The organism is Brachybacterium sp. SYSU DS0246, assembly GCF_059391765.1.
The window spans coordinates 1-21,606 of sequence record NZ_JBZXYT010000029.1; the positions used below are offsets into that span (position 1 = coordinate 1).

The following is a 21,606-nucleotide window of genomic DNA, read 5'->3' on the forward strand; positions in this document are numbered from 1 at the left end:
CGACGGGATCTCTCCCGTCGGCCCGCCCTCGGCGTGGCGCGTCGTGCGCGATCAGGCCTTGTCGGCCTGCTCGTCGTCGCTCTCAGCGGCCGTGTCCTCGGAAGCGGCCTCCTCGGAAGCAGCCTCCTCGGACGCGGTGTCGTCGGATGCGGTCGCCTCGGTGGCGGTGTCCTCGGCAGCGGCCTCGTCGGCGCTCTCGGTCCGGGACGCGTTCTTGGCGGCGCCCTCGGCCTCCTTCACCACGGCCTGCTTCGGGGAGTACTCCTCCTGGACGAGCTCGATCACGGCCATCGGCGCGTTGTCACCCTTGCGGGGGCCGATCTTCGTGATGCGGGTGTATCCGCCGGGACGCTCGGCGAACGTCGGGGCGATCTCCTCGAACAGCGAGTAGACGACGCCGCGGTCGCGGATGGTGCGCATCACGCGGCGACGCGAGGCGAGGTCGCCCTTCTTGGCGAAGGTGACCAGGCGCTCCGCGTACGGACGCAGGCGCTTGGCCTTCGACTCCGTCGTGGTGATCGCCTTGTGGCGGAACAGCTCGGTGGCGAGGTTGGCGAGGATCATCCGCTCATGCGAGGGGGATCCGCCGAGGCGCGCGCCCTTGGTGGGTGCAGGCATGGTCGTTCTCCTAGTTCAAATGAAGGTCAGTACTGGTCGCCGAAATCGTCGGAGTAGGACTCGATGGCCGACGGATCGAAACCGGCCGGGGAATCCTTCAGCGACAGCCCGAGGTCGGCGAGCTTGGCCTTGACCTCGTCGATGGACTTCTGCCCGAAGTTGCGGATGTCGAGCAGATCGGCCTCGGAACGGGCGGTCAGCTCACCGACGGTGTGGACGCCCTCGCGCATGAGGCAGTTGTACGAGCGCACCGTGAGGTTGAGGTCGTTGATCGGCAGTGCCAGATCGGCGGCCAGCGCCTGGTCCGTCGGCGACGGGCCGATCTCGATGCCCTCGGCCTCCTGATTCAGCTCGCGCGCCAGGCCGAACAGCTCCACCAGCGTCTTGCCGGCCGATGCCATCGCGTCGCGCGGGCTGATGGCCGGCTTGGTCTCGACGTCGACGATCAGCTTGTCGAAGTCGGTGCGCTGCTCGACACGCGTCGCCTCGACCTTGTAGGTCACCTTCAGCACGGGCGAGTAGATGGAGTCGACCGGGACCCGACCGATCTCCGCGTCGAGGCCCTTGTTCTGCGCAGCGGAGACGTAGCCGCGACCCCGCTCGACGGTCAGCTCGATCTCCAGGCGGCCCTTCTCGTTCAGGGTCGCGATGTGGAGGTCGGGGTTGTGGATCTCCACGCCGGCGGGCGGGGTGATGTCGGCAGCGGTGACCCGGCCGGCCTCCTCGCGACGCAGGTACATCACGACCGGCTCGTCGTTCTCCGAGGAGACCACGAGGTTCTTGACGTTGAGGATGATCTCGGTGACATCCTCCTTCACGCCGGGCACGGTGCTGAACTCGTGCAGGACCCCGTCGATGCGGATCGAGGTGACCGCGGCACCGGGGATGGAGGACAGCAGGGTGCGACGCATCGAGTTGCCGAGGGTGTAGCCGAAGCCCGGCTCGAGCGGCTCGATGACGAACCGGGAACGGTTCTCCGACACGACCTCTTCGGTCAGCGTGGGGCGCTGTGCAATGAGCACTGTGGATCCTTTCAGCGAGCGTCCGCCATATGACGCTCAGAAGGGGGCGATGGGCCTAGAGGATGAGTGGTGTCCAGGGTGCCGGGGCGGCGAGGGCCGTCCCGGCACGGGCGCCGGCCGCGCCGACGGGGCTGCGGCCCCGCAGCGGCCGGCGAGGTCAGACGCGGCGGCGCTTGGCCGGGCGGGTGCCGTTGTGCGGCTGCGGGGTGACGTCCTGGATCGAACCGACCTCGAGGCCGGCCGCGGTCAGCGAGCGGATGGCGGTCTCACGACCGGAGCCCGGGCCCTTGACGAAGACGTCGACCTTCTTCATGCCGTGCTCCTGCGCCTGGCGGGCAGCTGCCTCGGCGGCCATCTGCGCGGCGTACGGGGTCGACTTGCGCGAGCCCTTGAAGCCGACCTGCCCGGACGAAGCCCAGGAGATGACGGCGCCGACCGGGTCCGTGATGGAGACGATGGTGTTGTTGAACGTGCTCTTGATGTGGGCCTGGCCGTTGACGACGTTCTTCTTGTCCTTGCGGCGCGGCTTGCGCGCAGCGGCCTGACGGGTCTTGGTTGCCATGCGGCGGAACTCCTCTGGTGGGTTTCGGGTGCGCCGGATCCCTCAGCGGCGCGAAGTGGGTGCGGCGGAAGACGGACGCGATCCCACGGCGATGCCGTGGATCAGCGGGACTTCTTCTTGCCGGCGACGGTGCGCTTGGGGCCCTTGCGGGTGCGCGCGTTGGTCTTCGTGCGCTGACCGTGCACGGGAAGGCCGCGGCGGTGGCGCAGCCCCTGGTAGCTGCCGATCTCCACCTTGCGGCGGATGTCGGCTGCCACCTCGCGGCGGAGGTCACCCTCGACCCGGTAGTTGTTCTCGATGTGATCGCGGATCTTGACGAGATCGTCGTCAGTCAGCTCGCGCACGCGCTTGTCACCGGAGACGCCGGTTGCGGCCAGGGTCTCCAGGGCGCGGGTGCGTCCCACGCCGAAGATGTACGTCAGGGCGACCTCGAGGCGCTTCTCGCGCGGGAGGTCGACTCCCACCAGACGTGCCATGTGCATTCTCCTACTGTCTCGGAGGCCTGATCCGACACCTCGTCCTCGGGTCTGTTCCCGGGACGCCGCAGCCTCCGTACTGCGGGTGGCCGGCCCGTGGGCCGGTGGTGTCGACTCTTTACTTGTGTGTGTCCGGTGTCCCGGACGGTGCCCTGCACGCAGGGCGGCCGCTCAGGGGCGGCGATGTCACGACAGTCGTCGGGACGAACGACGTGCTCCGTTCAGCCCTGCTGTGCGGTGCTGAGCTCGTGCCGCTCGGTCTCGGGGACGACTCGTTCCTCGTCGGCCCCTCCTCCTCGCAGCACGGCGCTCAACCCTGACGCTGCTTGTGACGCGGGTTCGAGCAGATGACCATGACGCGCGAGTGGCGACGGATCACCTTGCAGTTGTCACAGATCGGCTTGACGCTCGGCTTGACCTTCATAGCTTCCTTCTCCCGGGACGATCACTTGTAGCGGTAGACGATGCGGCCCCGGTCGAGGTCATAGGGGCTCAGCTCGACGACCACGCGGTCCTCGGGAAGGATACGGATGTAGTGCTGGCGCATCTTCCCGGAGATGTGCGCGAGCACCTTGTGCCCGTTGTCGAGCTCCACGCGGAAGCGCGCGTTCGCGAGCGCCTCCGTGACCGTGCCCTCGACTTCGATCACGCCGTCCTTCTTCGCCATGCCTCCCCAATCTCTCGCCACCGGCGGACCGGGGGTCGAGTTCCGCATTATCGTCTCTTGCGCACCGCCCGTCGGGTGACGAGTACGGTGGTCGATGAGGGTGGCGCCACCAGCGCGCCGTCGGCCTCACCGGCCACACGGCAGGAGCCGGTCGACGACGTCAGCACGACGGGGACTGCGCGACGGCGCTGCGGACAGCGCCGGGCCACAGCACACGATGGACATCGCGCGCGGAGCACACCCGATCGACCAGCCTACACGGCCTTTCCGGGAACCGCGATAGTCCCCGTGATGATGCCCATCACTACGCGAGGGGATCCGGGGCGGCGACGATGCCGCGCCGGGCGAGCTCGGCAGCGCCGCCGTCGGCCTCCGTCAGGACGAGCAGACCCTCATCGGTCACGGCCACGGAGTTCTCGGCGTGGGCGGCCCGGCCGCCCCCGGTGGCCCGCACCGTCCAGTCGTCGTCCTCCAGCACCCAGTCTCCCGAGCCCTGGATCAGCATCGGCTCGATGGCCAGGCACATGCCCGCCTTCACCCGCGGCCCACGGGAGCGGGTGCGGTAGTTCATGACGTCGGGCGCCTGGTGCATGGCGGTCCCGATGCCGTGCCCGCCGAAGCCCTCGAGGTGGGCGAGGGACTCCCCCGCCGCCTCGGTGACGTGGTCCTCGATGGCTGCGCCGACGTCACCGACCCGGTCGGCCGAGGCGAGCGCGGCGATACCGGCCCACAGCGCCTCCCGGGTGATCCGGACCAGGTCCTCGTCCCCCACCGAGCGCGGGGCACCCACGATGTGGGTGCGGGCGGCGTCGGAGTGCCAGCCGTCGATGATCAGACCACCGTCGATGGAGACGATGTCGCCCTCTGCGAGCCGGCGCGGGCCGGGGATCCCGTGGACGACGATCTCGTTGACGCTGATGCACAGCGTCGCGGGGAACCCGTGGTAGCCGAGGAAGTTCGGTGTGGCCCCCTCGTCGCGGATCATCTCGTGGGCGAGACGATCCAGCTCGGCCGTGGTGATGCCGGGGCGGATGTTCTCCTCGAGCATCGCGTGGACACGGTCCAGCAGCAGCCCGCTGCGCCGCATCACCAGGATCTGTTCGGGGGTCTTCAGCTCCACCCGCTCGGGGAGGATGCTCATCGTGCCCTGAGCGCCTCCCGCAGCGCGACGGTGACCTCGTCGATCGGCGCCGAGCCGTCCACGCGGCGCACGAGGCCGCGGGAGTCGTAGACGTCGATCAGCGGTGCCGTCTGCTCCGCGTAGACGTCGAGGCGGCGCCGGATGGTCTCCTCGGTGTCGTCGCTGCGGCCCTGCTCGGCCCCGCGGGCGAGCAGGCGGCCGACGACCTCGTCGGTCTCGACCTCGAGCAGCAGCACCAGGTCCAGCGCGGTGCCGAGCTCGGTGAGGATCGAGTCCAGCGCCTCGACCTGGTCGAGGGTGCGCGGGTAGCCGTCCAGCAGGAAGCCGTCACGGGCATCCGCCTCGGCCAGACGGGAGCGGACCATGTCGTTGGTGACGGAGTCGGGAACGTACTCACCGGCATCCATGTAGGACTTCGCCAGCACGCCGAGCTCGGTCTCCTGCGAGACGTTGGCCCGGAAGATGTCCCCGGTGGAGATCGCCGGGATGGACAGCTCCTCGGCGATGCGCACGGCCTGGGTGCCCTTGCCCGCCCCGGGCGGGCCCACGATCAGCAGCCGGCGGGCGGCCTGGCCGCCGTCGTCCTGCGTCGCGGTGGGGTCGGTCGAGAGGTCGGGGCTGGTCACCGGAGAATCCCTTCGTAGTGGTGCTGCTGGAGCTTCGCATCGATCTGCTTCACGGTGTCGAGGCCGACGCCGATGATGATCAGCACCGAGACCCCGCCGAGCGGGAAGTTCTGCGAGGCACCGAGGTAGACGAGTGCGAACAGCGGGATCAGCGAGATCACCGCGAGGTAGATGGCGCCGGGGGTCTGGATCCGATTGATCACGTACCGCAGGTAGTTCTCGGTGGGCTTGCCGGCGCGCACATTGGGCACGAACCCGCCGTACTTCTTCATGTTGTCGGCGATCTCCTCCGCGTTGAAGGTGATCGAGACGTAGAAGAACGCGAAGAACACGATCAGGGCCACGTAGACCAGTGCGTAGATCCAGGAGAACGACGCGCCCATCACGAGGTGGGCATTGATCCACTGGACCCACCCGGACTCCGGGCTGCCGAAGGACGCGGCCATCTGCGGCAGCGCGAGGATCGAGGCCGCGAAGATGACCGGGATGACGCCGGCCTGGTTGACCTTGATCGGGATGTAGGTGGAGGTGCCGCCGTACATGCGCCGTCCCACCATGCGCTTGGCGTACTGCACCGGGATGCGCCGCTGGGACTGCTCGACGAACACGATGCCGATCATGACCAGCAGCGCCACCAGGATCACCAGGGCGAACACGAGCCAGCCCTGCAGCTCCCAGATCTGCGCCATGGCGGAGGGGAACGAGGCCGCGATCGACGAGAAGATCATCAGCGACATGCCGTTACCGATGCCGCGCTCGGTGATCATCTCGCCCATGAACATGATCAGGACGGTGCCCACCGTCATGGTCACGACCATCAGCAGCAGGGTGTGGATCGACTGATCGGGCACCAGTTCGAGCTGGCAGCCGACGAAGAACTGCCCGGAACGGACCAGCGTGATGATGGTGGTCGCCTGCAGCACGGCCAGACCGATGGTCAGATACCGCGTGTACTGCGTCAGTTTCTGGGTGCCCGAGGCCCCTTCCTTGTGGAGGGCCTCGAACCGCGGGATGACCACGCGCAGCAGCTGCACGATGATCGATGCCGTGATGTAGGGCATGACGCCCAGCGAGAAGATGGACAGCTGCAACAGCGCGCCGCCGGAGAACATGTTGACCATGCCCATCACGTTGGCGCCCTGCCCCGTCATGGCCTGATCTGCGCACACCATCACGTTGGTGTAGTCGAATCCCGGCGTGGGGATGAAGACACCGAGACGGTAGATCGCGATCATGCCGAGCGTGAAGAGGATCTTATTCCTCAGCTCGGGGGTGCGCAGCGCGCGCACGAACGAGTTCACCAGTTTCCCTCCTGGAGGTCCGGGGACAGGACCGTTGGACGTCCCGGTCCGTCCCGGTGCCGTGTGTGTCGTACGGCCTTCGGACCGGCCCCGATATGACGACGGGGCACCGCGGCACAGATTATTCTGCGCCGCGGTGCCCCGTCAAAATGACTCACGCGGTGGTGACGGACCCGCCAGCCGCCGCGATCTTCTGCTCCGCCGAGGCGGAGAACTTCTGTGCGGTGACGTCCAGCTTGACGCTGACGTCGCCGGTGCCCAGCACCTTGACGGGCTGGTTCTTGCGCACGGCGCCCCGGGCGACGAGGTCCTCGACCGTCACGGTGCCGCCCTCGGGGAACAGCTCCTGCAGGGTCGCCAGGTTCACGACCTGGTACTCGACGCGGAAGGGGTTGGTGAAGCCGCGCAGCTTGGGCAGCCGCATGTGCAGCGGCATCTGCCCGCCCTCGAAGCCGAACGGCACCTGATTGCGGGCCTTGGTGCCCTTGGTGCCGCGACCGGCGGTCTTGCCCTTGGAAGCCTCACCACGGCCGACGCGGGTGCGACGGGTCTTGGAGCCCGGCGCGGGGCGCAGGTCGTGGAGCTTCAGCGGAGAGCCGGAAGCGGGTCCCGTGCTCTCGGCGCTCTTGTTCTCGGTGTCGTTCATGGAGTCAGTCCACCTCTTCGACCGTCACCAGGTGGGTGACGGCGCGGATCATGCCGCGGATCTCGGGGCGGTCGTCCTTCACCGCCGTGTCACCGATGCGCTTGAGGCCGAGGCCGCGCAAGGTGGCACGCTGGGTCTGGTTGCCGCCGATGTCGGAACGGACCTGGGTGACCTTGATCTGCATCAGGCACCCACCTTCTCGGCGCGGGCCGCGGCGCGGCCTTCGGCCTGGGCCCGCAGGAGAGCCGCCGGGGCGATGTCCTCGACCGCGAGACCGCGGCGCGCGGCCACGGCTTCCGGCTCCTCGAGCTGCTTGAGCGCGTCGACGGTGGCCCGCACGATGTTGATCGCGTTGGTCGAGCCGAGCGACTTGGAGAGCACATCGTGCACTCCGGCGCACTCGAGCACGGCGCGGACCGGACCGCCGGCGATCACACCGGTACCCGGGGCGGCGGGACGCAGCAGGACGACGCCTGCCGCATCCTCACCCTGGACCTTGTGCACGACGGTGCCCTGGATGCGCGGGACGCGGAAGAAGTTCTTCTTCGCCTCCTCGACACCCTTGGAGATCGCCGAGGGGACCTCCTTGGCCTTTCCGTAGCCGACTCCGACGGTTCCGTCGCCGTCACCGACCACCACGAGGGCGGTGAAGGAGAAGCGACGGCCGCCCTTGACGACCTTGGAGACGCGGTTGATGCTCACGACGCGCTCGAGGAATGCCGACTTCTCGGCGTCCTGACCGCGCCCGCGGCCCTGCCGACCGCCGCGGTCGTCGCTGCGACGGCCTCCGCGATCATCGGAGCTGCTGCTGGTGTTGGTGGAGTTGTCGCCCCGCCGGCCGGAGGCCGCGGGACCATTGTTCCGCTGCTGTGCAGCCATATTCAGATCCTCTTCTCGTCCTGTGTCCGGGGGGCGATCACAGCGCCAGGCCGGCCTCGCGAGCGCCGTCGGCGACGGCGGCCACGCGACCGTGGTACTTGTTGCCGCCGCGGTCGAACACGACGGAGTCGATCCCGGCTGCCTTGGTGCGCTCGGCGACCAGGGCGCCGACGGTGCGGGCCTTGTCCGACTTCGTGGTGGAGGCGGCGCGCAGATCGGCCTCCATGGTCGAGGCCGACGCCAGCGTGACGCCGGCATCGTCGTCGACGACCTGCACGAAGACGTGACGGGCCGAACGGGTCACGACCAGACGCGGACGCTGGGGCGTGCCGATGACACGACGACGGACGCGCAGGTGGCGACGGCCGCGCGTACGCAGCCGGCTGCCGGGCTTGCCCTTGGTGTGCTTGAGTGCGTAACCCATGATCACTTACCAGCCTTTCCGGCCTTGCGCACCACGGTCTCGTCCGCGTACCGCACGCCCTTGCCCTTGTAGGGCTCGGGCCGACGGATCTTGCGGATGTTCGCGGCGACCTCTCCCACCTGCTGCTTGTCGATGCCGCTGACCGAGAACTTGCTCGGGGTCTCGACGGTGAAGGTGATGCCCTGGGGCGCCTTCACCACGACGGGGTGGGAGAAGCCGAGGGCGAACTCGAGGTCGGTGCCCTTCGCGGTCACACGGTAGCCCGTGCCCACGATCTCCAGCTTCTTCGTGAAGCCCTCGGTGACGCCGAGGACCATGTTGTTGATGAGAGTGCGGGTCAGGCCGTGAAGCGACCTGTTCTCGCGCTCGTCGTCGGGGCGGCTCACCACGATGGCGCCGGACTCATCGCGCTCGACGGCGATGGGCTCGGGCACGACGTGCTTCAGCTCGCCCTTGGGACCGGTCACCGTGACGGTGCGGTCTTCGATGGTGACGTTCTGCACGGCCGCCGGAACGGGAACCGGGCGGACTCCGATGCGGGACATAGTGTTTCTCCTCTCCCGCTCACCAGATGTAGGCGAGGACTTCCCCACCTACACCCTTCTTGGCTGCCTGCCGGCCGGTCAGGAGGCCGGAGGACGTGGACAGGATCGCCACGCCCAGGCCGCCGAGGACCTTGGGCAGATTGGTGGACTTCGCGTACACACGCAGGCCGGGCTTCGAGACGCGGCGCACCCCGGAGATGGCGCGCTCACGGCTGTCGGAGTACTTCAGCTCGAGGACGAGCTTCTTGCCCACCTCGGCCTCCTCCTCGTGCCAGCCGAGGATGTAGCCCTCGGCCTTCAGGATGTCCGCGATACGGCTCTTCAACTTCGAATACGGCATGGACGCGCTCTCGTGGTACGCCCCTGAGGCGTTACGGATGCGCGTGAGCATGTCCGCGATCGGGTCGGTCATGGTCATGTCTGTTGCTTCTTCCTCACCTGGTTTCCCGCGGCATCATCGCTGTGCCCCGGGACCTCTGGCGGTAGTCCTTACCAGCTGCTCTTGGTGACGCCGGGGAGCTCACCACGGTGAGCCATGTCGCGAAGGCAGACTCGGCAGAGGCCGAACTTGCGGTACACGGAGTGCGGGCGGCCGCAACGCTGGCACCGGGAGTAAGCGCGCACGGCGAACTTCGGCTTGCGCTCCGACTTCTTGATCAGGGCTGTCTTGGCCATATCAGTTCTCCTTGAAGGGGAAGCCGAGCAGCTTCAGCAGCGCGCGTCCCTCGTCGTCGGTCTTCGCGGTGGTCACGACCGTGATGTCCATACCGCGGACGCGGTCGATCTTGTCCTGGTCGATCTCGTGGAACATGACCTGCTCCGTGAGGCCGAACGTGTAGTTGCCGTTGCCGTCGAAGTGCTTCGGCGACAGACCACGGAAGTCGCGGATGCGCGGCAGAGCGGTCGACAGCAGCCGGTCCAGGAATTCCCACATGCGAGCGCCACGGAGGGTGACGTGCGCACCGATCGGCATTCCCTCACGCAGCTTGAACTGCGCGATCGACTTGCGGGCCTTGGTGACCTGCGGCTTCTGTCCGGTGATGGCGGCGAGGTCGCGCACGGCGCCGTCGATGACCTTGGAGTCGCGAGCGGCGTCGCCGACGCCCATGTTCACGACGATCTTGGTCAGACCGGGCACCAGCATGACGTTCTCGTAACCGAACTGGTCGGTCAGCTCCGCCTTGATGGTCTCGTTGTACCGGGCCTTCAGGCGCGGGGTGGGCGCCTGGATAGCAGTCTCGCTCATCAGATGTCCTTCCCGGAGCGCTTGGCGAAGCGGACGCGCACCTGCTTGGAGCGGCCGTTCTCGAGCTCGAGGGTCTCGACGCGGTAGCCGACCTTGGTCGGCTTGTTGTCCTCCGGGTCGACCAGAGCCACGTTGGAGATGTGGATGGGGGCCTCGCGCTGCTCGATGCCGCCCGCGCCACCGGCCTGGTTGGGCTTGATGTGGTGGGTGCGGCGGTTGATGCCCTCGACGAGCACGCGCTCGGTATCGGGGAACACCTGCAGGACGCGGCCCTGCTTGCCCTTGTCGCCGGCCTCGAGGCCACGTGCGGCGACCTTGTCGGCGTCGCTCGTGCGGCCGGTGATGACCTGGACGAGGTCGCCCTTCTTGATCTTCATCTTTGCCATGTCACAGCACCTCCGGTGCCAGCGAGATGATCTTCATGAAGCGCTTGTCGCGCAGTTCGCGCCCGACGGGGCCGAAGATGCGCGTTCCGCGCGGCTCGCCATCGGCCTTGAGGATCACCGCCGCGTTCTCGTCGAAGCGGATGTAGGACCCGTCGGCGCGCCGACGCTCCTTGGACGTACGGACGACGACAGCCTTGATGACATCGCCCTTCTTGACGTTGCCACCGGGGATGGCGTCCTTGACGGTCGCCACGATGGTGTCGCCGATGCTGGCGTAACGGCGACCGGAGCCACCGAGAACACGGATGCAGAGAATCTCCTTGGCACCTGTGTTGTCGGCGACCTTCAGTCGCGACTCCTGCTGAATCACTCGTTCTCCTATCGTCTCACCGGTTCTCTTCCGGTCCGCGGGAGCGGGCCGGCCGAGCCTGGCGGAACGGAATATGGACCATGCCCGGACGTCCGCCCTGGTCACGAACGTGGCCATGAGCATCACCGGCGGCGGGCTCCGGGCACCAAAAAACCCTCGGCCGGACTCAGGCACTAGCGTGGAGAACGCCTCAGCGTTCGCTTCTCGTGCGAGGTCTCCGGCGAGGACGGATCTGGTGCTTCCGGATCCTGCCGCGGACTCCCGATCCCGCACTCACCGCGAGGGCTGGTGGGCATGGTCGTCCGGCAACCGTTCAAGACTACGTCCCCGCAGCAGTCGCTGTCACCCCATGCGAGCCCTGCGAAGGGTGTGGGCTTGCTCTCCCGCCGCCCCTACACTCGATCCATGATCGACATCGATGTGGCACGACGACTCAAGGACGCGGGGCTGCCCTGGGAACCGGCGGACGGCGACCTGTTCTCGATCGACACCGAGCTGCTGCGCGACGAGGCGTTCATGCTCTCCCCGATGGTGGTCGAGCGGGGCATCAGCCGGTCGGGCCAGCATGTCTTCCGCTTCAACGGCACCACCGAGTGGGCGCTGGACACGGTCGAGCAGCATGAGGCCATCTGGATCCCCCGCGAGGACCAGCTCCGCGATGCGCTCGGCGACTCCTTCATGTCGCTGCACCGGGAGCAGTCGGGCGCCTACGTGGTCAGGTTCGCGCCGGCGGGCGACGCCGGCGCTGGCAGCGGTGCTGCACCTGGCACCGATACCGACGCTGACCCTGGCGCCGGCACTGGCACTTGCGCTGGCACTGGCACTGCACTCGGTGCCGATGCTGACGCCGGTGGCCTGCGCGAGGTCCGGGCACCTCATGCTGAGGACGCCTACGCGGGCGCGCTCCTGACCCGTCTCACGCGCGCCTGAGCGTCTCGCGCTCCTGACCCGACCCGCGCGCGCCTGACCGTCTCACGCGCGCCTGGCCCGTCCCTCGGCCACCACCACTGCCGTATACGGGCACTCGGGCGGCGACCGTCCGGCGACACGCGGGCTCGTTCCACTGATCCGTTGCAGTGACGAGACGAATCAGTGGAATGGAGGCGCGACATGCCGGAGCGCCCGACGGGCGGGCCCTGACGCAGCGGCCCCGGGCATAGCGAAAGGGCCGGCCTCCCCCAAGGGGAAGGCCGACCCTTCACGTCGATCCTGCTGCGGTCACCAGGACCGTTGGATCACTTGGCTCGCTCGAGGATCTCGACCAGGCGCCACCGCTTGGAGGCGGAGAGCGGTCGAGTCTCCATGATGAGGACACGGTCGCCGATACCGGCGGTGTTCTCCTCGTCGTGGGCCTTGAACTTGCTCGTCTTGGTCGTGACCTTGCCGTAGCGAGCGTGCTTGACGCGCTCCTCGACCTCGACGACGACGGTCTTGTCCATCTTGTCGGAGACCACGAAGCCGCGGACGGTCTTGCGGTACGGGCGCTCGTGGGACGACGCGTGCGCGCCTTCCTTGTCGAGCACCTCGACCTCGTCGACGGCCGGGGCCTCGGCCTTGCTGTTCTCAGTCATGTCTGTTCCTCGCTTCGCGGTCACTCGGCGGCGCCGGGCGCCTGTCGGATGCCCAGCTCGCGCTCGCGCAGGATCGTGTAGATCCGTGCGATGTCCTTCTTGACGGACCGCAGGCGGCCGGAGCTCTCGAGCTGACCGGTGGCGGACTGGAAACGGAGCTTGAACAGCTCGTCCTTCGCCTTCGCCAGCTCGTCGGCCAGCTTGGCGTCGTCCAGCTTGTCCAGTTCATCGGCGGTGAGCTTGGTCGCTGCCATCAGATGTCACCACCCTCTCGGCTCAGAATGCGGCACTTCATGGGGAGCTTGTGCATCGCCAGGCGCAGCGCCTCGCGGGACACTTCCTCGGACACGCCCGCGACCTCGAAGAGGACACGGCCGGGCTTGATGTTGGCGACCCACCACTCGACCGAACCCTTGCCGGAGCCCATGCGGACCTCGGCAGGCTTCTTGGTCAGCGGCCGGTCGGGGTAGATGTTGATGTACACCTTGCCGCCACGCTTCATGTAGCGCGTCATGGCGATTCGTGCCGCCTCGATCTGACGGTTGGTGACGTAGGCCGGCGCGAGCGCCTGGATGCCGTAGTCGCCGAACGCCAGCTCGGTGCCGCCCTTGGCCATGCCGCTGCGGGTCGGGTGGTGCTGCTTGCGGTGCTTGGTCCTGCGGGGGATCAGCATGTCGCTCAGGCCTCCGTTCCGGACTGCTGTGCGGGAGCGGACGCCGGCTGCTCCGTGGGGGCGGCGGCCGGAGCGGCAGCCTGGGCTGCTCCCTCGGTGCTGCCACCCTCACGACGGGCGTTGGCGTTGCGCTCGTTGCGACGGCCGCGCGGGCGCTCGGCACGGGGGCCGCGGCCGCCGGAGCGGGGACCCTGCGTGGCGGCCTGGGCCGCGAGCTCCTTGGCGGTGACGTCGCCCTTGTAGATCCACACCTTCACGCCGATGCGGCCGAAGGCGGTGCGGGCCTCGTAGAAGCCGTAGTCGATGTTCGCGCGGAGGGTGTGCAGCGGCACGCGCCCCTCGCGGTAGAACTCGTTGCGGCTCATCTCGGCGCCGCCGAGGCGGCCGGAGACGGCCACTCGGATGCCCTTCGCGCCGGCGCGCTGCGCGGACTGCATGCCCTTGCGCATCGCACGACGGAAGGAGACGCGGGCGGCGAGCTGCTCGGCGATGCCCTGGGCGACCAGCTGAGCGTCGTTCTCGGGGTTCTTGACCTCGAGGATGTTCAGCTGGATCTGCTTGCCGGTGAGCTTCTCCAGCTCGCCGCGCAGACGCTCGGCCTCGGCACCCCGGCGCCCGATGACGATGCCCGGGCGGGCGGTGTGGAGGTCGACGCGGACACGATCACGGGTGCGCTCGATCTCGACCTTGGAGATGCCGGCGCGCTCGAGCCCCTTGGACATGAGCTTGCGGATCGCGACGTCTTCCTTCACGTAGTCGCGATAACGCTGACCCTCCTTGGAGGAGTCGGCGAACCACCGGCTGCTGTGCTCCGTGGTGATCCCGAGGCGGAACCCGTTCGGATTGACCTTCTGGCCCATTCGGGACTCCTTACTTGTTCACGGGAGCGACCACCACGGTGACGTGGCTGGTGCGCTTCTTGATCTGGAAGGCTCGACCCTGTGCGCGCGGCTGGAACCGCTTCATGGTCGGGCCCTCATCGACGAATGCGGAGGAGACGACGAGTTCGCGCTCATCGAAGCGCTCCCCCGCCTGATCTGCCTTCACCCGCGCGTTGGCGATCGCGGACTCGACGAGCTTGAGGACGGGCTCGCTGGCTCCCTGCGGGGCGAACCGCAGGGTGTCCAGGGCCTCGGCCGTGCTCTTGCCACGAATCAGGTCCACAACGCGGCGAGCCTTCATGGGCGACATGCGGAGGTACCGCACCTGCGCCTTGGCTTCCATTGCTGTCCTGCTTTCTTCGGATTGCTGATGGTGCTGCCGCGTGACCGAGGTCAGCGGCGGCGGCCCTTCTTGTCGTCCTTCTCGTGGCCCTTGAAAGTCCGCGTGGGAGCGAACTCGCCGAGCTTGTGGCCGACCATGGCCTCGGTGACGAACACCGTGACGTGCTTGCGGCCGTCGTGCACTGCGAAGGTGTGGCCGAGGAAGTCCGGCGTGATGACCGAACGACGCGACCAGGTCTTGATGAGGTTCTTGGTGCCCTTCTCGTTCTGAGCGTCCACCTTCTTCTGGAGGTGATCGTCGACGAACGGGCCCTTGGCGATACTGCGAGGCATAGTCTGTGGTTCTCCCTATCAGCGCTTCTTGCCGGTCCGGCGGCGGCGCACGATGAGCTTGTCGCTCTCCTTGCCGGGTCGCCGGGTACGGCCCTCGGGCTGACCCCAGGGCGACACCGGATGCCGACCACCGGAGGTGCGGCCCTCGCCGCCGCCGTGCGGATGGTCGATGGGGTTCATGACGACGCCACGCACGTGAGGGCGCTTGCCCTTCCAGCGCATGCGGCCGGCCTTGCCCCAGTTGATGTTGGACTGCTCCGCGTTGCCCACCTCACCGATGGTGGCGCGGCAGCGGGCATCGACGTTGCGGATCTCGCCGGACGGCATGCGCAGCTGCGCGTACGGTCCTTCCTTGGCGACCAGCTGCACGGAGGCGCCGGCGCTGCGGGCGATCTTGGCACCGCCGCCGGGGCGCAGCTCGATCGCGTGGATCACGGTGCCCAGCGGGATGTTGCGCAGCGGCAGATTGTTGCCGGGCTTGATGTCCGACTCCGGACCGTTCTCGATCCAGTCGCCCTGACGCAGCTTCGCCGGGGCGAGGATGTAGCGCTTCTCGCCGTCGGTGTAGTGCAGCAGCGCGATGCGCGCGGTGCGGTTGGGGTCGTACTCGATGTGCGCGACCTTGGCACCGACGCCGTCCTTGTCGTGGCGACGGAAGTCGATGACACGGTAGGCACGCTTGTGGCCGCCGCCCCGGTGACGGGAGGTGATGCGGCCGTTGCTGTTGCGCCCGCCCGACTTGGACAGCGGGCGGACCAGCGACTTCTCAGGGGTGTCGCGGGTGACCTCGACGAAGTCGGCGCCACTCGAGCCGCGACGACCGGGCGTGGTCGGCTTGCTCTTACGAATTGCCATGTGGGTTTCCCTCAGACTCTCTTCGGCTCCTCGGATATCGGCCGCCTCAGGCGACCGACCCTCCGAAGATGTCGATGGCTCCGTCAGTCAGGGTGACCACGGCGCGCTTGGTGTCCTTGCGCTTGCCGGTCCCGAAGCGCGTGCGGCGCGACTTGCCCTGACGGTTGATCGTGTTCACCGAGGAGACCTTGACGTCGAAGATGGACTCGACGGCGATCTTGATCTCGGTCTTGTTGGCGCGGGCGTCCACCAGGAAGGTGTACTTGCCCTCGTCCATCAGCCCGTAGCTCTTCTCGGAGACGACCGGGGCCAGCAGGACGTCGCGGGGATCCTTGTTCAGCACGGTCACTTCGACTCCTCCTTGGCGGGCTCGGCGGCCTCAGCGGCCTGGGCGCCGTCCTCGTCGTCGGAGGCCGGGGCCTCCTGCGCGGCGGCGGCCGGGGCCGACGACGCGTTCTTCGCCGCGGCGAAGGACGAGGTGGGCAGGGACACGGTGGCCTGGGCGACGAAGTCCTCCAGCGCACCGGCGGTGAAGACCACGTCGTCGGAGAGCATGACGTCGTAGGTGTTCACCTGGTCCGCGTACAGGACGTGCGCGGTGGGCAGGTTGCGCGAGCTCAGCGCGCCCAGGTCGTCGTCACGACGCACGACGACCAGCACGTGCCGGCGGTCGGAGACGTGGGACAGGGTGGTGCGGACGGCCTTCGTCGACGGCGCATTGCCGTCGAGGAGGGACGAGACCACGTGGACGCGGCCGTTGCGGGCCCGATCCGAGAGGGCACCGCGCAGAGCGGCAGCCTTCATCTTCTTCGGGGTGCGCTGGCTGTACTCGCGGGGGACGGGGCCGTGGACGGTGCCGCCACCGGTGAACTGCGGGGCGCGGAGGGAGCCCTGACGGGCACGACCGGTGCCCTTCTGCTTCCAGGGCTTCTTGCCGCCGCCACGCACCTCGGCGCGGGTCTTGGCCTTGTGGGTGCCCTGACGGGACGCCGCCTGCTGGGCGACGACCACCTGGTGGATCAGGGGCACGTTGGTCTGCACGTCGAAGATCGACGCGGGCAGCTCGACGGTGCCGGACTTGGTGCCGGCCGGATCGAGCACGTCGACAGTCAGATTCGCTGCCATCGGGCTCAGGCCTCCTTCGCGGGGCTCTTGACGGCCGAGCGGACCAGCACGAGCCCGCCCTTGGGGCCGGGAACGGCACCCTTGACGAGCACGAGGCCCTTCTCGACGTCGACCGCGTGAACGGTCAGGTTCTGGACACTGGTTCGGGCGCTGCCCATGCGGCCGGCCATGCGCTGGCCCTTGAAGACGCGACCGGGCGTGGCGGCGCCGCCGATGGAACCGGGCTTGCGGTGGTTGCGGTGCGCACCGTGGGAGGCACCGACACCGGCGAAGCCGTGGCGCTTCATGACGCCCGCGGTGCCCTTGCCCTTGGAGGTGCCGACGACGTCGACCTTCTGGCCGGCCTCGAAGATCGACGCGTCGATCTCCTGACCCAGCGAGTAGTCGGTGGCGTCAGCGGTGCGCAGCTCGACCAGGTGACGGCGCGGGGTCACGCCGGCCTTGTCGAAGTGGCCGCGCAGCGGCTGCGAGACCTTGCGCGGATCGATCTGCCCGTAGGCGATCTGCACGGCGTCGTATCCGTCGTTCTCGACGGAGCGGATCTGGGTGACGACGTTCGCACCGGTCTGCACGACGGTCACGGGGACGAGCTTTCCGTTCTCGTCCCAGACCTGGGTCATGCCGAGCTTGGTGCCGAGCACGCCGGACACGGGGCGGGCGCTCTGACCCGTCAGTTCGTTGCTCATGTCCACCTGCCTCAGAGCTTGATCTCGATGTTGACGTCCGCCGGCAGATCGAGGCGCATGAGCGAGTCCACGGCCTTGGGCGTGGGATCGACGATGTCGATCAGTCGCTTGTGCGTGCGCATCTCGAAGTGCTCACGGGAGTCCTTGTACTTGTGCGGCGACCGGATGACGACGAACACGTTCTTCTCGGTCGGCAGCGGCACCGGGCCCACAACAGTCGCGCCCGCGCTGGAGACCGTGTCGACGATCTTGCGCGCCGAGCTGTCGATCACTTCGTGGTCGTACGACTTGAGCCGGATGCGGATCTTCTGTCCCGCCATGGCGTCCTGTCTCTCTTCTTCGTCTGGCATGGATGCACCCGACCCCGGCACCCGAGGACGGGCGTGTCGGCCTCCGCGGGACATAAGAATCCAGCGTTCGGCCACCGAGGATCGGCTGCTTCTGCGACTTCTTCCCTCTGACGATGCGCACTCGATGCAGGTGCATCGTTCGCATCCTCGGGACGGACCTCATCCGGTGATCATTCGCCGTGATCCGGAGATCATGGAGAACGGAACCGGGCATGTCGGCCCGCGCAGACAACTCGAACAGTCTGCCAGACGCGCACTCGAGGCCACAAGAGGACCCCGGGTGCACCCGGTCACACGGGCATCGCGCCCGTCGGCGGAGCAGGAGGACGTCGGGCCTCGTCGACGGCGCGGCGCCCGACGTCCAGCGCGGAGGCGGTCACTTGTTCGTGCTGGGGTCCATCCCGCCCTGCAGCTGACGCTGGAAGATCATGTAGACGATCAGCACCGGCAGGATCGTGATCGTCACGGAGGCGAACATCGCCGCCCAGTCCGAGTTGTAGCCCTGCTGGGCCTGCATGTTGACGAGGCCTTGGGCGAGCACGAACTTGTCGCGGTCGGTGTTGAGCACCACGGGGATGAGGAACTGGTTCCACAGCCCGAGGAAGTTGAAGATGGTCACGCTGGCCATCCCGGGGCCCGCCATCGGCAGCATCACCTGGAAGAAGGTGCGGAAATCCCCCGCCCCGTCGATCGCCGCGGCCTCCGAGATCTCCTCGGGCAGCTGCCGGAAGAAGGCGTAGAGGAAGAAGACCGTGAACGGGAGGGCGAAGCCCACGTAGGCCATGATCAGCCCGAAGTAGGTGCCCCGGATCTGCATCGACTCCATAATAAAGAACAGCGGCACCACGGCCAGGAAGAGCGGGAACGTCAGCCCCGCGATCAGGGCGTAATAGATGATCCGCCGGCCGGGGAACTCGTAGCGCGCGAGCACGTAGGCGCACATCGCTCCCAGCAGCATCACCAGCACCAGGGCGCAGCCGACCACGAGCACCGTGTTCCCGAAGAACCGGCCGATGCCCGCCTGCTCCCACGCCCGCACGAAGTTGTCGAGGTTCAGCCGTTCGGGCAGCGCGAACGGGGAGGCGAGGATGCCGCGCGAGGTCTTGAACGAGCTGAAGACCGTCCAGATCAGCGGCAGCACCACCACCAGCGCCCACGCGGCCAGGATCGTCTGCGCGAGGATGCCGAAGGCGCGATCGCCGCCCGTGCGCTCCGTCCGCCGCGAGGCGGGCACTGCAAGATCGGGGGCCGACGGGGCGTTCTGCGTCGGGGTCTCGGTGCTCATCGGCGCTCCCTCTCCCGGGTGGAGAACAGCACGATCACGGCCATCAGCATCGTCAGCAGCGCCATGACCACGCCCATCGCCGAGGCGCGCCCGAACTGCGAGCTGGTGAAGGCCGTCTCGTACAGCAGGCGCGAGACCACGTCGGTGCTCTTGCCGATGCCGCCGGTGGGCGTCATGACGCTGACGTAGACGAACATGTCCAGCGCCAGGATCCCCATGTACACGGCGGCGGTGGAGACGTTCTCCCGCACCATCGGCAGGATGACGCCGACCGCGAGGCGCAGGCGCCCCGCCCCGTCGATGCGGGCCGCCTCGATGACCTCGGCCGGGACCGACTTGATGGCGGCGACGAACAGCACCATGTAGAAGCCGACGAGGCTCCAGACCACGGCCGCGATGATCGCGGCGAGCGCGAATCGCCGATCACCGAGCCAGCCGATGTGCACCTCCTGGCCGAACAGACCCAGCGGCACGTTGAGGATGCCGTTGAGCAGGCCGCCGTTGGGCGAGTAGATGAAGGCGAACAGGATGCCGACGACGACCGCGGGGATCACGTAGGGGAAGAAGCTGACCACCCGATAGATGGTGGCGCCCCGGATGCCCTGGATCCGGCCGCGGCTGTCCCCGCCCACGGTGACCAGCACGGCGAGCGCGAAGGCGAGCGTGATGGTGATCGTGGGCAGCACGATCATGTAGATCAGGTTGTTGGCCAGGGCCCTGCGGAACCCCGGGTCCTGGAACAGGGAGACGTAGTTGTCCAGCCCGATGAATCGCGGAGCCTGGGACAGGCCGCGCCAGTCGGTCAGCGAGTAGTAGAACGCCTGCAGGAACGGGGAGACCACGAACAGCACGTAGACCAGCAGCGGCAGGCCCAGGAAGAGTGCGAAGAACAGGAGCCGACCGGGGGTGAGGCGGTTCCGCGCCCCCCGCGAGCGCCTGGGGCCCGCCGGGGGCGCGGAGGTGGGGACCGCTGCCATCACTCGACGTCGAACTTCTCGATACCGTCGTCCTCGCGGACCTCGTCGATGGCGGCCTGCGACCGCTCGATGGCCTGGTCGGCGGTGATGTCGCCGTTGAGGAACTCCGCCCACAGCGGCTTGAACACGGTGCCCATGTTGTACCAGGCAGCGAAGTTGTAGTTGAAGACGTCCTCGCCGGCAGCCGTGATCATCTCGTTGACCGAAGCGAGCGCCGTGGAGCCGAAGGCGTCCTCGGGAATGGTGTCCTTGACGACGGTCATGGAGGACGTGATCTCCGAGAAGTTCTGGCACTGCTGCTTCGACAGCATGATGCGCAGGAACTCCATGCCCCCGGCGCCGTTGGCGGCCTCGGCGGGTACGAAGAAGGGCTCGCCGGCGGTGCCGTGGACCGCGGCCTCGCCCATGGCGGCGGCGTCCGTGAGCATCGGAGCCGGTACACCCGTCATCCGGTAGTCCTCGGGCGTGACACCGGCCTGCTCGTTCTCGATCCAGGACCCCGACGGGTACATGACGGCATTGCCGGTGACCCATTGGGTCTGGGCCTCGGTGTGCTGGATCCCGGCCCCGCCGGCCATGAAGTAGCCGGCCGAGACAGCGTCCTCGATGGCAGTGAAGGCGGCGACGACGGCGTCCTGGTGATAGGCATCGTCCTCGAGCAGGTCGAGCTTGCGGGACAGGTCCGGGCCGGCCTCCTTGATCGCCATCGACAGCACGAGCTCGTGGTAGTAGTCCGCAGCGTTCTGACCACCCCAGGGGAACATCGCCAGGTCCTCGCTCGCCGCGGCCTCGGCGATGGTCATCACCTCGTCCCACGTGCGGGGCGGCTCCCAGCCCTTCTCCTCGAACTGGCTGGCCGAGTACCACAGGGCGAAGATCTCGTAGACGTAGTTGATCGCGTAGACCGTGCCGGAGTACGTGCCCGGATCCAGCACGCCGGGAAGCAGCGACTCCCCGACGGTGCCGCCATCCAGCGACGGTGCCTCGATCAGGGCGCCGATGTCGGCGATGCTGCCCTCGGAGATCAGAGCGCTGGCGTTCATCGACTGCGCACCGGCGTTGTCGAACAGGTCCGGCGGGTCCCCGCCGATGAACCGGGTCTGGAGATCGGATTGGATGTTCACGGTCGAGCTGACGTCGACCTCGGCGTCGGGGTACAGCTCGGAGTACTTCTCCCCCGCATCGACGGCGTACTGGTCCCCGTAGCCACCGTCGAAGACGACCACCTCGACGGGGTCGGAGCCCGCGACGCCGAAGGGGTTGTCGTCGCTGACGTCCCCACCGCCCTCCGGGGCAGCACCGCCACTGTCATCGTCTCCCCCGCCGCCGCCCGCGGCGCAGGCGCTCAGCGCGGCCGCACCGGTACCGGAGGAAGCGAGTGCGAGGAACCGACGGCGCGAGGCGCCCAGGCGGTCCAGCGGGGTCTCCAGCGAGGAGCTCTCGGAGTCGTTCATCGTGGCCTCTTCGTCGAGTGGTGACAGGGACGTGATGCAGTGGCACGGACCATACCCACAGCGCGTGTGACGTGAGCCTCATACGCTCGGAGCGAGTCCCGATCGTAATCGGCTGCTCCGCCGCGGTGATGCCACCGACGCACGCCCTGACGTGTCCAGCGACCG

The 21,606-nt window shown here is 68.0% G+C and carries 34 protein-coding genes; 1 reads left to right on the forward strand and 33 read right to left on the reverse strand.

Annotated elements, in window-relative coordinates:
• Positions 1 to 51: 51 nt before the first annotated feature.
• The 19 genes from rplQ to rplN all read right to left on the reverse strand — a co-directional run bounded on the left by rplQ (position 52) and on the right by rplN (position 10,909).
• The gene (rplQ, locus tag AC5020_RS13485) at positions 52 to 618 is read right to left on the reverse strand and encodes a 50S ribosomal protein L17 (RefSeq protein WP_464988663.1); all 567 of its coding nucleotides are present in this window, start codon (positions 616 to 618) and stop codon (positions 52 to 54) included.
• Between the two features lie 26 nt (positions 619 to 644).
• Positions 645 to 1,640 (reverse strand): DNA-directed RNA polymerase subunit alpha, encoded by a 996-nt coding sequence (locus tag AC5020_RS13490; protein WP_377019962.1) that lies wholly within the window; start codon positions 1,638 to 1,640, stop codon positions 645 to 647.
• 157 nt (positions 1,641 to 1,797) lie between these two features.
• The gene (gene rpsK / locus AC5020_RS13495) at positions 1,798 to 2,202 is read right to left on the reverse strand and encodes a 30S ribosomal protein S11 (RefSeq protein ID WP_377019963.1); all 405 of its coding nucleotides are present in this window, start codon (positions 2,200 to 2,202) and stop codon (positions 1,798 to 1,800) included.
• A 101-nt stretch (positions 2,203 to 2,303) separates the two neighbouring features.
• Complete coding sequence (rpsM, locus tag AC5020_RS13500; protein ID WP_377019964.1) at positions 2,304 to 2,678, reverse strand: 30S ribosomal protein S13; 375 nt, start codon at positions 2,676 to 2,678, stop codon at positions 2,304 to 2,306.
• Between the two features lie 310 nt (positions 2,679 to 2,988).
• Positions 2,989 to 3,102, reverse strand: coding sequence for a 50S ribosomal protein L36 (gene rpmJ, locus AC5020_RS13505; protein ID WP_010532506.1), 114 nt, complete (start codon positions 3,100 to 3,102; stop codon positions 2,989 to 2,991).
• 21 nt (positions 3,103 to 3,123) lie between these two features.
• Complete coding sequence (infA, locus tag AC5020_RS13510) at positions 3,124 to 3,345, reverse strand: translation initiation factor IF-1 (RefSeq protein ID WP_010532507.1); 222 nt, start codon at positions 3,343 to 3,345, stop codon at positions 3,124 to 3,126.
• Positions 3,346 to 3,649: 304 nt separating this feature from the next.
• Positions 3,650 to 4,486, reverse strand: coding sequence for a type I methionyl aminopeptidase (map, locus tag AC5020_RS13515; RefSeq protein ID WP_464988664.1), 837 nt, complete (start codon positions 4,484 to 4,486; stop codon positions 3,650 to 3,652).
• On the reverse strand, positions 4,483 to 5,112 hold the full coding sequence (locus AC5020_RS13520; protein WP_377804358.1) for an adenylate kinase: 630 nt from the start codon (positions 5,110 to 5,112) through the stop codon (positions 4,483 to 4,485). Before AC5020_RS13520 ends, map begins: the two co-directional genes overlap by 4 nt.
• Positions 5,109 to 6,413, reverse strand: coding sequence for a preprotein translocase subunit SecY (secY, locus tag AC5020_RS13525; RefSeq protein ID WP_377793090.1), 1,305 nt, complete (start codon positions 6,411 to 6,413; stop codon positions 5,109 to 5,111). The genes AC5020_RS13520 and secY overlap by 4 nt, the downstream gene beginning before the upstream one ends.
• A gap of 154 nt (positions 6,414 to 6,567) precedes the next feature.
• Positions 6,568 to 7,059: a 50S ribosomal protein L15 gene (gene rplO / locus AC5020_RS13530; protein WP_377019970.1), complete on the reverse strand. Its 492-nt coding sequence runs from the start codon at positions 7,057 to 7,059 to the stop codon at positions 6,568 to 6,570.
• A gap of 4 nt (positions 7,060 to 7,063) precedes the next feature.
• Positions 7,064 to 7,246: a 50S ribosomal protein L30 gene (gene rpmD, locus AC5020_RS13535; protein WP_377020017.1), complete on the reverse strand. Its 183-nt coding sequence runs from the start codon at positions 7,244 to 7,246 to the stop codon at positions 7,064 to 7,066.
• The gene (rpsE, locus tag AC5020_RS13540; RefSeq protein WP_377019971.1) at positions 7,243 to 7,938 is read right to left on the reverse strand and encodes a 30S ribosomal protein S5; all 696 of its coding nucleotides are present in this window, start codon (positions 7,936 to 7,938) and stop codon (positions 7,243 to 7,245) included. The genes rpmD and rpsE overlap by 4 nt, the downstream gene beginning before the upstream one ends.
• 37 nt (positions 7,939 to 7,975) lie before the next feature.
• The gene (gene rplR, locus AC5020_RS13545) at positions 7,976 to 8,362 is read right to left on the reverse strand and encodes a 50S ribosomal protein L18 (protein WP_377019973.1); all 387 of its coding nucleotides are present in this window, start codon (positions 8,360 to 8,362) and stop codon (positions 7,976 to 7,978) included.
• 2 nt (positions 8,363 to 8,364) lie between these two features.
• Positions 8,365 to 8,907, reverse strand: coding sequence for a 50S ribosomal protein L6 (rplF, locus tag AC5020_RS13550; RefSeq protein WP_377793089.1), 543 nt, complete (start codon positions 8,905 to 8,907; stop codon positions 8,365 to 8,367).
• Between the two features lie 19 nt (positions 8,908 to 8,926).
• Positions 8,927 to 9,325 (reverse strand): 30S ribosomal protein S8, encoded by a 399-nt coding sequence (gene rpsH, locus AC5020_RS13555; RefSeq protein ID WP_464988665.1) that lies wholly within the window; start codon positions 9,323 to 9,325, stop codon positions 8,927 to 8,929.
• Between the two features lie 71 nt (positions 9,326 to 9,396).
• Positions 9,397 to 9,582, reverse strand: coding sequence for a type Z 30S ribosomal protein S14 (locus AC5020_RS13560; RefSeq protein ID WP_377019977.1), 186 nt, complete (start codon positions 9,580 to 9,582; stop codon positions 9,397 to 9,399).
• Position 9,583: 1 nt separating this feature from the next.
• Positions 9,584 to 10,153, reverse strand: a complete 570-nt coding sequence (gene rplE, locus AC5020_RS13565) for a 50S ribosomal protein L5 (RefSeq protein ID WP_377019978.1) — start codon at positions 10,151 to 10,153, stop codon at positions 9,584 to 9,586.
• On the reverse strand, positions 10,153 to 10,539 hold the full coding sequence (rplX, locus tag AC5020_RS13570) for a 50S ribosomal protein L24 (protein ID WP_377019979.1): 387 nt from the start codon (positions 10,537 to 10,539) through the stop codon (positions 10,153 to 10,155). Before rplX ends, rplE begins: the two co-directional genes overlap by 1 nt.
• A 1-nt stretch (position 10,540) precedes the next feature.
• Positions 10,541 to 10,909, reverse strand: a complete 369-nt coding sequence (gene rplN / locus AC5020_RS13575) for a 50S ribosomal protein L14 (RefSeq protein ID WP_193116799.1) — start codon at positions 10,907 to 10,909, stop codon at positions 10,541 to 10,543.
• Positions 10,910 to 11,314: 405 nt separating this feature from the next.
• Here rplN and AC5020_RS13580 point away from each other — a divergent pair, with 405 nt between their 5' ends.
• Complete coding sequence (locus AC5020_RS13580) at positions 11,315 to 11,839, forward strand: hypothetical protein (protein WP_464988666.1); 525 nt, start codon at positions 11,315 to 11,317, stop codon at positions 11,837 to 11,839.
• Between the two features lie 305 nt (positions 11,840 to 12,144).
• Here AC5020_RS13580 and rpsQ read toward each other — a convergent pair whose 3' ends face one another.
• From rpsQ to ngcE, 14 genes are all read right to left on the reverse strand, one after another.
• The gene (rpsQ, locus tag AC5020_RS13585) at positions 12,145 to 12,480 is read right to left on the reverse strand and encodes a 30S ribosomal protein S17 (protein WP_377019981.1); all 336 of its coding nucleotides are present in this window, start codon (positions 12,478 to 12,480) and stop codon (positions 12,145 to 12,147) included.
• Positions 12,481 to 12,500: 20 nt separating this feature from the next.
• The gene (rpmC, locus tag AC5020_RS13590) at positions 12,501 to 12,734 is read right to left on the reverse strand and encodes a 50S ribosomal protein L29 (RefSeq protein ID WP_377019982.1); all 234 of its coding nucleotides are present in this window, start codon (positions 12,732 to 12,734) and stop codon (positions 12,501 to 12,503) included.
• Positions 12,734 to 13,153 carry a 50S ribosomal protein L16 gene (rplP, locus tag AC5020_RS13595; RefSeq protein WP_377019983.1) on the reverse strand — a complete coding sequence of 140 codons (420 nt, stop codon included), beginning with the start codon at positions 13,151 to 13,153 and terminating at the stop codon, positions 12,734 to 12,736. Before rplP ends, rpmC begins: the two co-directional genes overlap by 1 nt.
• Positions 13,154 to 13,158: 5 nt before the next feature.
• Entirely contained in the window at positions 13,159 to 14,013 is an 855-nt protein-coding gene (gene rpsC, locus AC5020_RS13600) for a 30S ribosomal protein S3 (RefSeq protein ID WP_377019985.1), read from the reverse strand.
• Between the two features lie 10 nt (positions 14,014 to 14,023).
• Positions 14,024 to 14,377: a 50S ribosomal protein L22 gene (gene rplV, locus AC5020_RS13605; protein WP_377019986.1), complete on the reverse strand. Its 354-nt coding sequence runs from the start codon at positions 14,375 to 14,377 to the stop codon at positions 14,024 to 14,026.
• A gap of 50 nt (positions 14,378 to 14,427) precedes the next feature.
• Positions 14,428 to 14,709: a 30S ribosomal protein S19 gene (gene rpsS / locus AC5020_RS13610; protein WP_377019987.1), complete on the reverse strand. Its 282-nt coding sequence runs from the start codon at positions 14,707 to 14,709 to the stop codon at positions 14,428 to 14,430.
• An 18-nt stretch (positions 14,710 to 14,727) separates the two neighbouring features.
• On the reverse strand, positions 14,728 to 15,564 hold the full coding sequence (rplB, locus tag AC5020_RS13615) for a 50S ribosomal protein L2 (RefSeq protein WP_377019988.1): 837 nt from the start codon (positions 15,562 to 15,564) through the stop codon (positions 14,728 to 14,730).
• Between the two features lie 46 nt (positions 15,565 to 15,610).
• Positions 15,611 to 15,913 carry a 50S ribosomal protein L23 gene (gene rplW / locus AC5020_RS13620; protein ID WP_377019989.1) on the reverse strand — a complete coding sequence of 101 codons (303 nt, stop codon included), beginning with the start codon at positions 15,911 to 15,913 and terminating at the stop codon, positions 15,611 to 15,613.
• The gene (gene rplD, locus AC5020_RS13625) at positions 15,910 to 16,689 is read right to left on the reverse strand and encodes a 50S ribosomal protein L4 (RefSeq protein WP_377019990.1); all 780 of its coding nucleotides are present in this window, start codon (positions 16,687 to 16,689) and stop codon (positions 15,910 to 15,912) included. The genes rplW and rplD overlap by 4 nt, the downstream gene beginning before the upstream one ends.
• Positions 16,690 to 16,694: 5 nt before the next feature.
• Positions 16,695 to 17,375: a 50S ribosomal protein L3 gene (rplC, locus tag AC5020_RS13630; protein WP_377019991.1), complete on the reverse strand. Its 681-nt coding sequence runs from the start codon at positions 17,373 to 17,375 to the stop codon at positions 16,695 to 16,697.
• 11 nt (positions 17,376 to 17,386) lie between these two features.
• Positions 17,387 to 17,695, reverse strand: a complete 309-nt coding sequence (rpsJ, locus tag AC5020_RS13635; RefSeq protein WP_038371325.1) for a 30S ribosomal protein S10 — start codon at positions 17,693 to 17,695, stop codon at positions 17,387 to 17,389.
• A 406-nt stretch (positions 17,696 to 18,101) separates the two neighbouring features.
• Positions 18,102 to 19,010: a carbohydrate ABC transporter permease gene (locus AC5020_RS13640; protein ID WP_464988667.1), complete on the reverse strand. Its 909-nt coding sequence runs from the start codon at positions 19,008 to 19,010 to the stop codon at positions 18,102 to 18,104.
• A complete protein-coding gene (locus AC5020_RS13645; RefSeq protein WP_377019994.1) occupies positions 19,007 to 19,987 on the reverse strand; it encodes a carbohydrate ABC transporter permease in 981 nt (326 codons plus the stop codon). Before AC5020_RS13645 ends, AC5020_RS13640 begins: the two co-directional genes overlap by 4 nt.
• Positions 19,987 to 21,441 carry an N-acetylglucosamine/diacetylchitobiose ABC transporter substrate-binding protein gene (gene ngcE, locus AC5020_RS13650; RefSeq protein ID WP_464988668.1) on the reverse strand — a complete coding sequence of 485 codons (1,455 nt, stop codon included), beginning with the start codon at positions 21,439 to 21,441 and terminating at the stop codon, positions 19,987 to 19,989. The genes AC5020_RS13645 and ngcE overlap by 1 nt, the downstream gene beginning before the upstream one ends.
• Positions 21,442 to 21,606: the final 165 nt, after the last annotated feature.

Excerpts from the sequence above, each read along its gene's own strand:
- rpsQ (WP_377019981.1), bottom strand. The coding sequence starts at position 12,480 with ATGACTGAGAACAGCAAGGCCGAGGCCCCGGCCGTCGACGAGGTCGAG.
- rplV (WP_377019986.1), bottom strand. The coding sequence starts at position 14,377 with ATGGAAGCCAAGGCGCAGGTGCGGTACCTCCGCATGTCGCCCATGAAG.
- rplO (WP_377019970.1), bottom strand. The coding sequence starts at position 7,059 with ATGAACGACACCGAGAACAAGAGCGCCGAGAGCACGGGACCCGCTTCC.
- rpsS (WP_377019987.1), bottom strand. The coding sequence starts at position 14,709 with ATGCCTCGCAGTATCGCCAAGGGCCCGTTCGTCGACGATCACCTCCAG.
- rpsM (WP_377019964.1), bottom strand. The coding sequence starts at position 2,678 with ATGGCACGTCTGGTGGGAGTCGACCTCCCGCGCGAGAAGCGCCTCGAG.
- AC5020_RS13580 (WP_464988666.1), top strand. The coding sequence starts at position 11,315 with ATGATCGACATCGATGTGGCACGACGACTCAAGGACGCGGGGCTGCCC.
- rplX (WP_377019979.1), bottom strand. The coding sequence starts at position 10,539 with ATGGCAAAGATGAAGATCAAGAAGGGCGACCTCGTCCAGGTCATCACC.
- rplC (WP_377019991.1), bottom strand. The coding sequence starts at position 17,375 with ATGAGCAACGAACTGACGGGTCAGAGCGCCCGCCCCGTGTCCGGCGTG.
- ngcE (WP_464988668.1), bottom strand. The coding sequence starts at position 21,441 with ATGAACGACTCCGAGAGCTCCTCGCTGGAGACCCCGCTGGACCGCCTG.
- rplF (WP_377793089.1), bottom strand. The coding sequence starts at position 8,907 with ATGTCCCGCATCGGAGTCCGCCCGGTTCCCGTTCCGGCGGCCGTGCAG.
- AC5020_RS13560 (WP_377019977.1), bottom strand. The coding sequence starts at position 9,582 with ATGGCCAAGACAGCCCTGATCAAGAAGTCGGAGCGCAAGCCGAAGTTC.
- rpsC (WP_377019985.1), bottom strand. The coding sequence starts at position 14,013 with ATGGGCCAGAAGGTCAATCCGAACGGGTTCCGCCTCGGGATCACCACG.
- rpsK (WP_377019963.1), bottom strand. The coding sequence starts at position 2,202 with ATGGCAACCAAGACCCGTCAGGCCGCTGCGCGCAAGCCGCGCCGCAAG.
- rpmC (WP_377019982.1), bottom strand. The coding sequence starts at position 12,734 with ATGGCAGCGACCAAGCTCACCGCCGATGAACTGGACAAGCTGGACGAC.
- rpmJ (WP_010532506.1), bottom strand. The coding sequence starts at position 3,102 with ATGAAGGTCAAGCCGAGCGTCAAGCCGATCTGTGACAACTGCAAGGTG.
- map (WP_464988664.1), bottom strand. The coding sequence starts at position 4,486 with ATGAGCATCCTCCCCGAGCGGGTGGAGCTGAAGACCCCCGAACAGATC.
- rplD (WP_377019990.1), bottom strand. The coding sequence starts at position 16,689 with ATGGCAGCGAATCTGACTGTCGACGTGCTCGATCCGGCCGGCACCAAG.
- rpsJ (WP_038371325.1), bottom strand. The coding sequence starts at position 17,695 with ATGGCGGGACAGAAGATCCGCATCCGGCTCAAGTCGTACGACCACGAA.
- AC5020_RS13640 (WP_464988667.1), bottom strand. The coding sequence starts at position 19,010 with ATGAGCACCGAGACCCCGACGCAGAACGCCCCGTCGGCCCCCGATCTT.
- rpsH (WP_464988665.1), bottom strand. The coding sequence starts at position 9,325 with ATGACCATGACCGACCCGATCGCGGACATGCTCACGCGCATCCGTAAC.
- rplB (WP_377019988.1), bottom strand. The coding sequence starts at position 15,564 with ATGGCAATTCGTAAGAGCAAGCCGACCACGCCCGGTCGTCGCGGCTCG.
- AC5020_RS13645 (WP_377019994.1), bottom strand. The coding sequence starts at position 19,987 with ATGGCAGCGGTCCCCACCTCCGCGCCCCCGGCGGGCCCCAGGCGCTCG.
- rplP (WP_377019983.1), bottom strand. The coding sequence starts at position 13,153 with ATGCTGATCCCCCGCAGGACCAAGCACCGCAAGCAGCACCACCCGACC.
- rplR (WP_377019973.1), bottom strand. The coding sequence starts at position 8,362 with ATGGGTTACGCACTCAAGCACACCAAGGGCAAGCCCGGCAGCCGGCTG.
- rplQ (WP_464988663.1), bottom strand. The coding sequence starts at position 618 with ATGCCTGCACCCACCAAGGGCGCGCGCCTCGGCGGATCCCCCTCGCAT.
- rpsE (WP_377019971.1), bottom strand. The coding sequence starts at position 7,938 with ATGGCTGCACAGCAGCGGAACAATGGTCCCGCGGCCTCCGGCCGGCGG.
- infA (WP_010532507.1), bottom strand. The coding sequence starts at position 3,345 with ATGGCGAAGAAGGACGGCGTGATCGAAGTCGAGGGCACGGTCACGGAG.
- rplE (WP_377019978.1), bottom strand. The coding sequence starts at position 10,153 with ATGAGCGAGACTGCTATCCAGGCGCCCACCCCGCGCCTGAAGGCCCGG.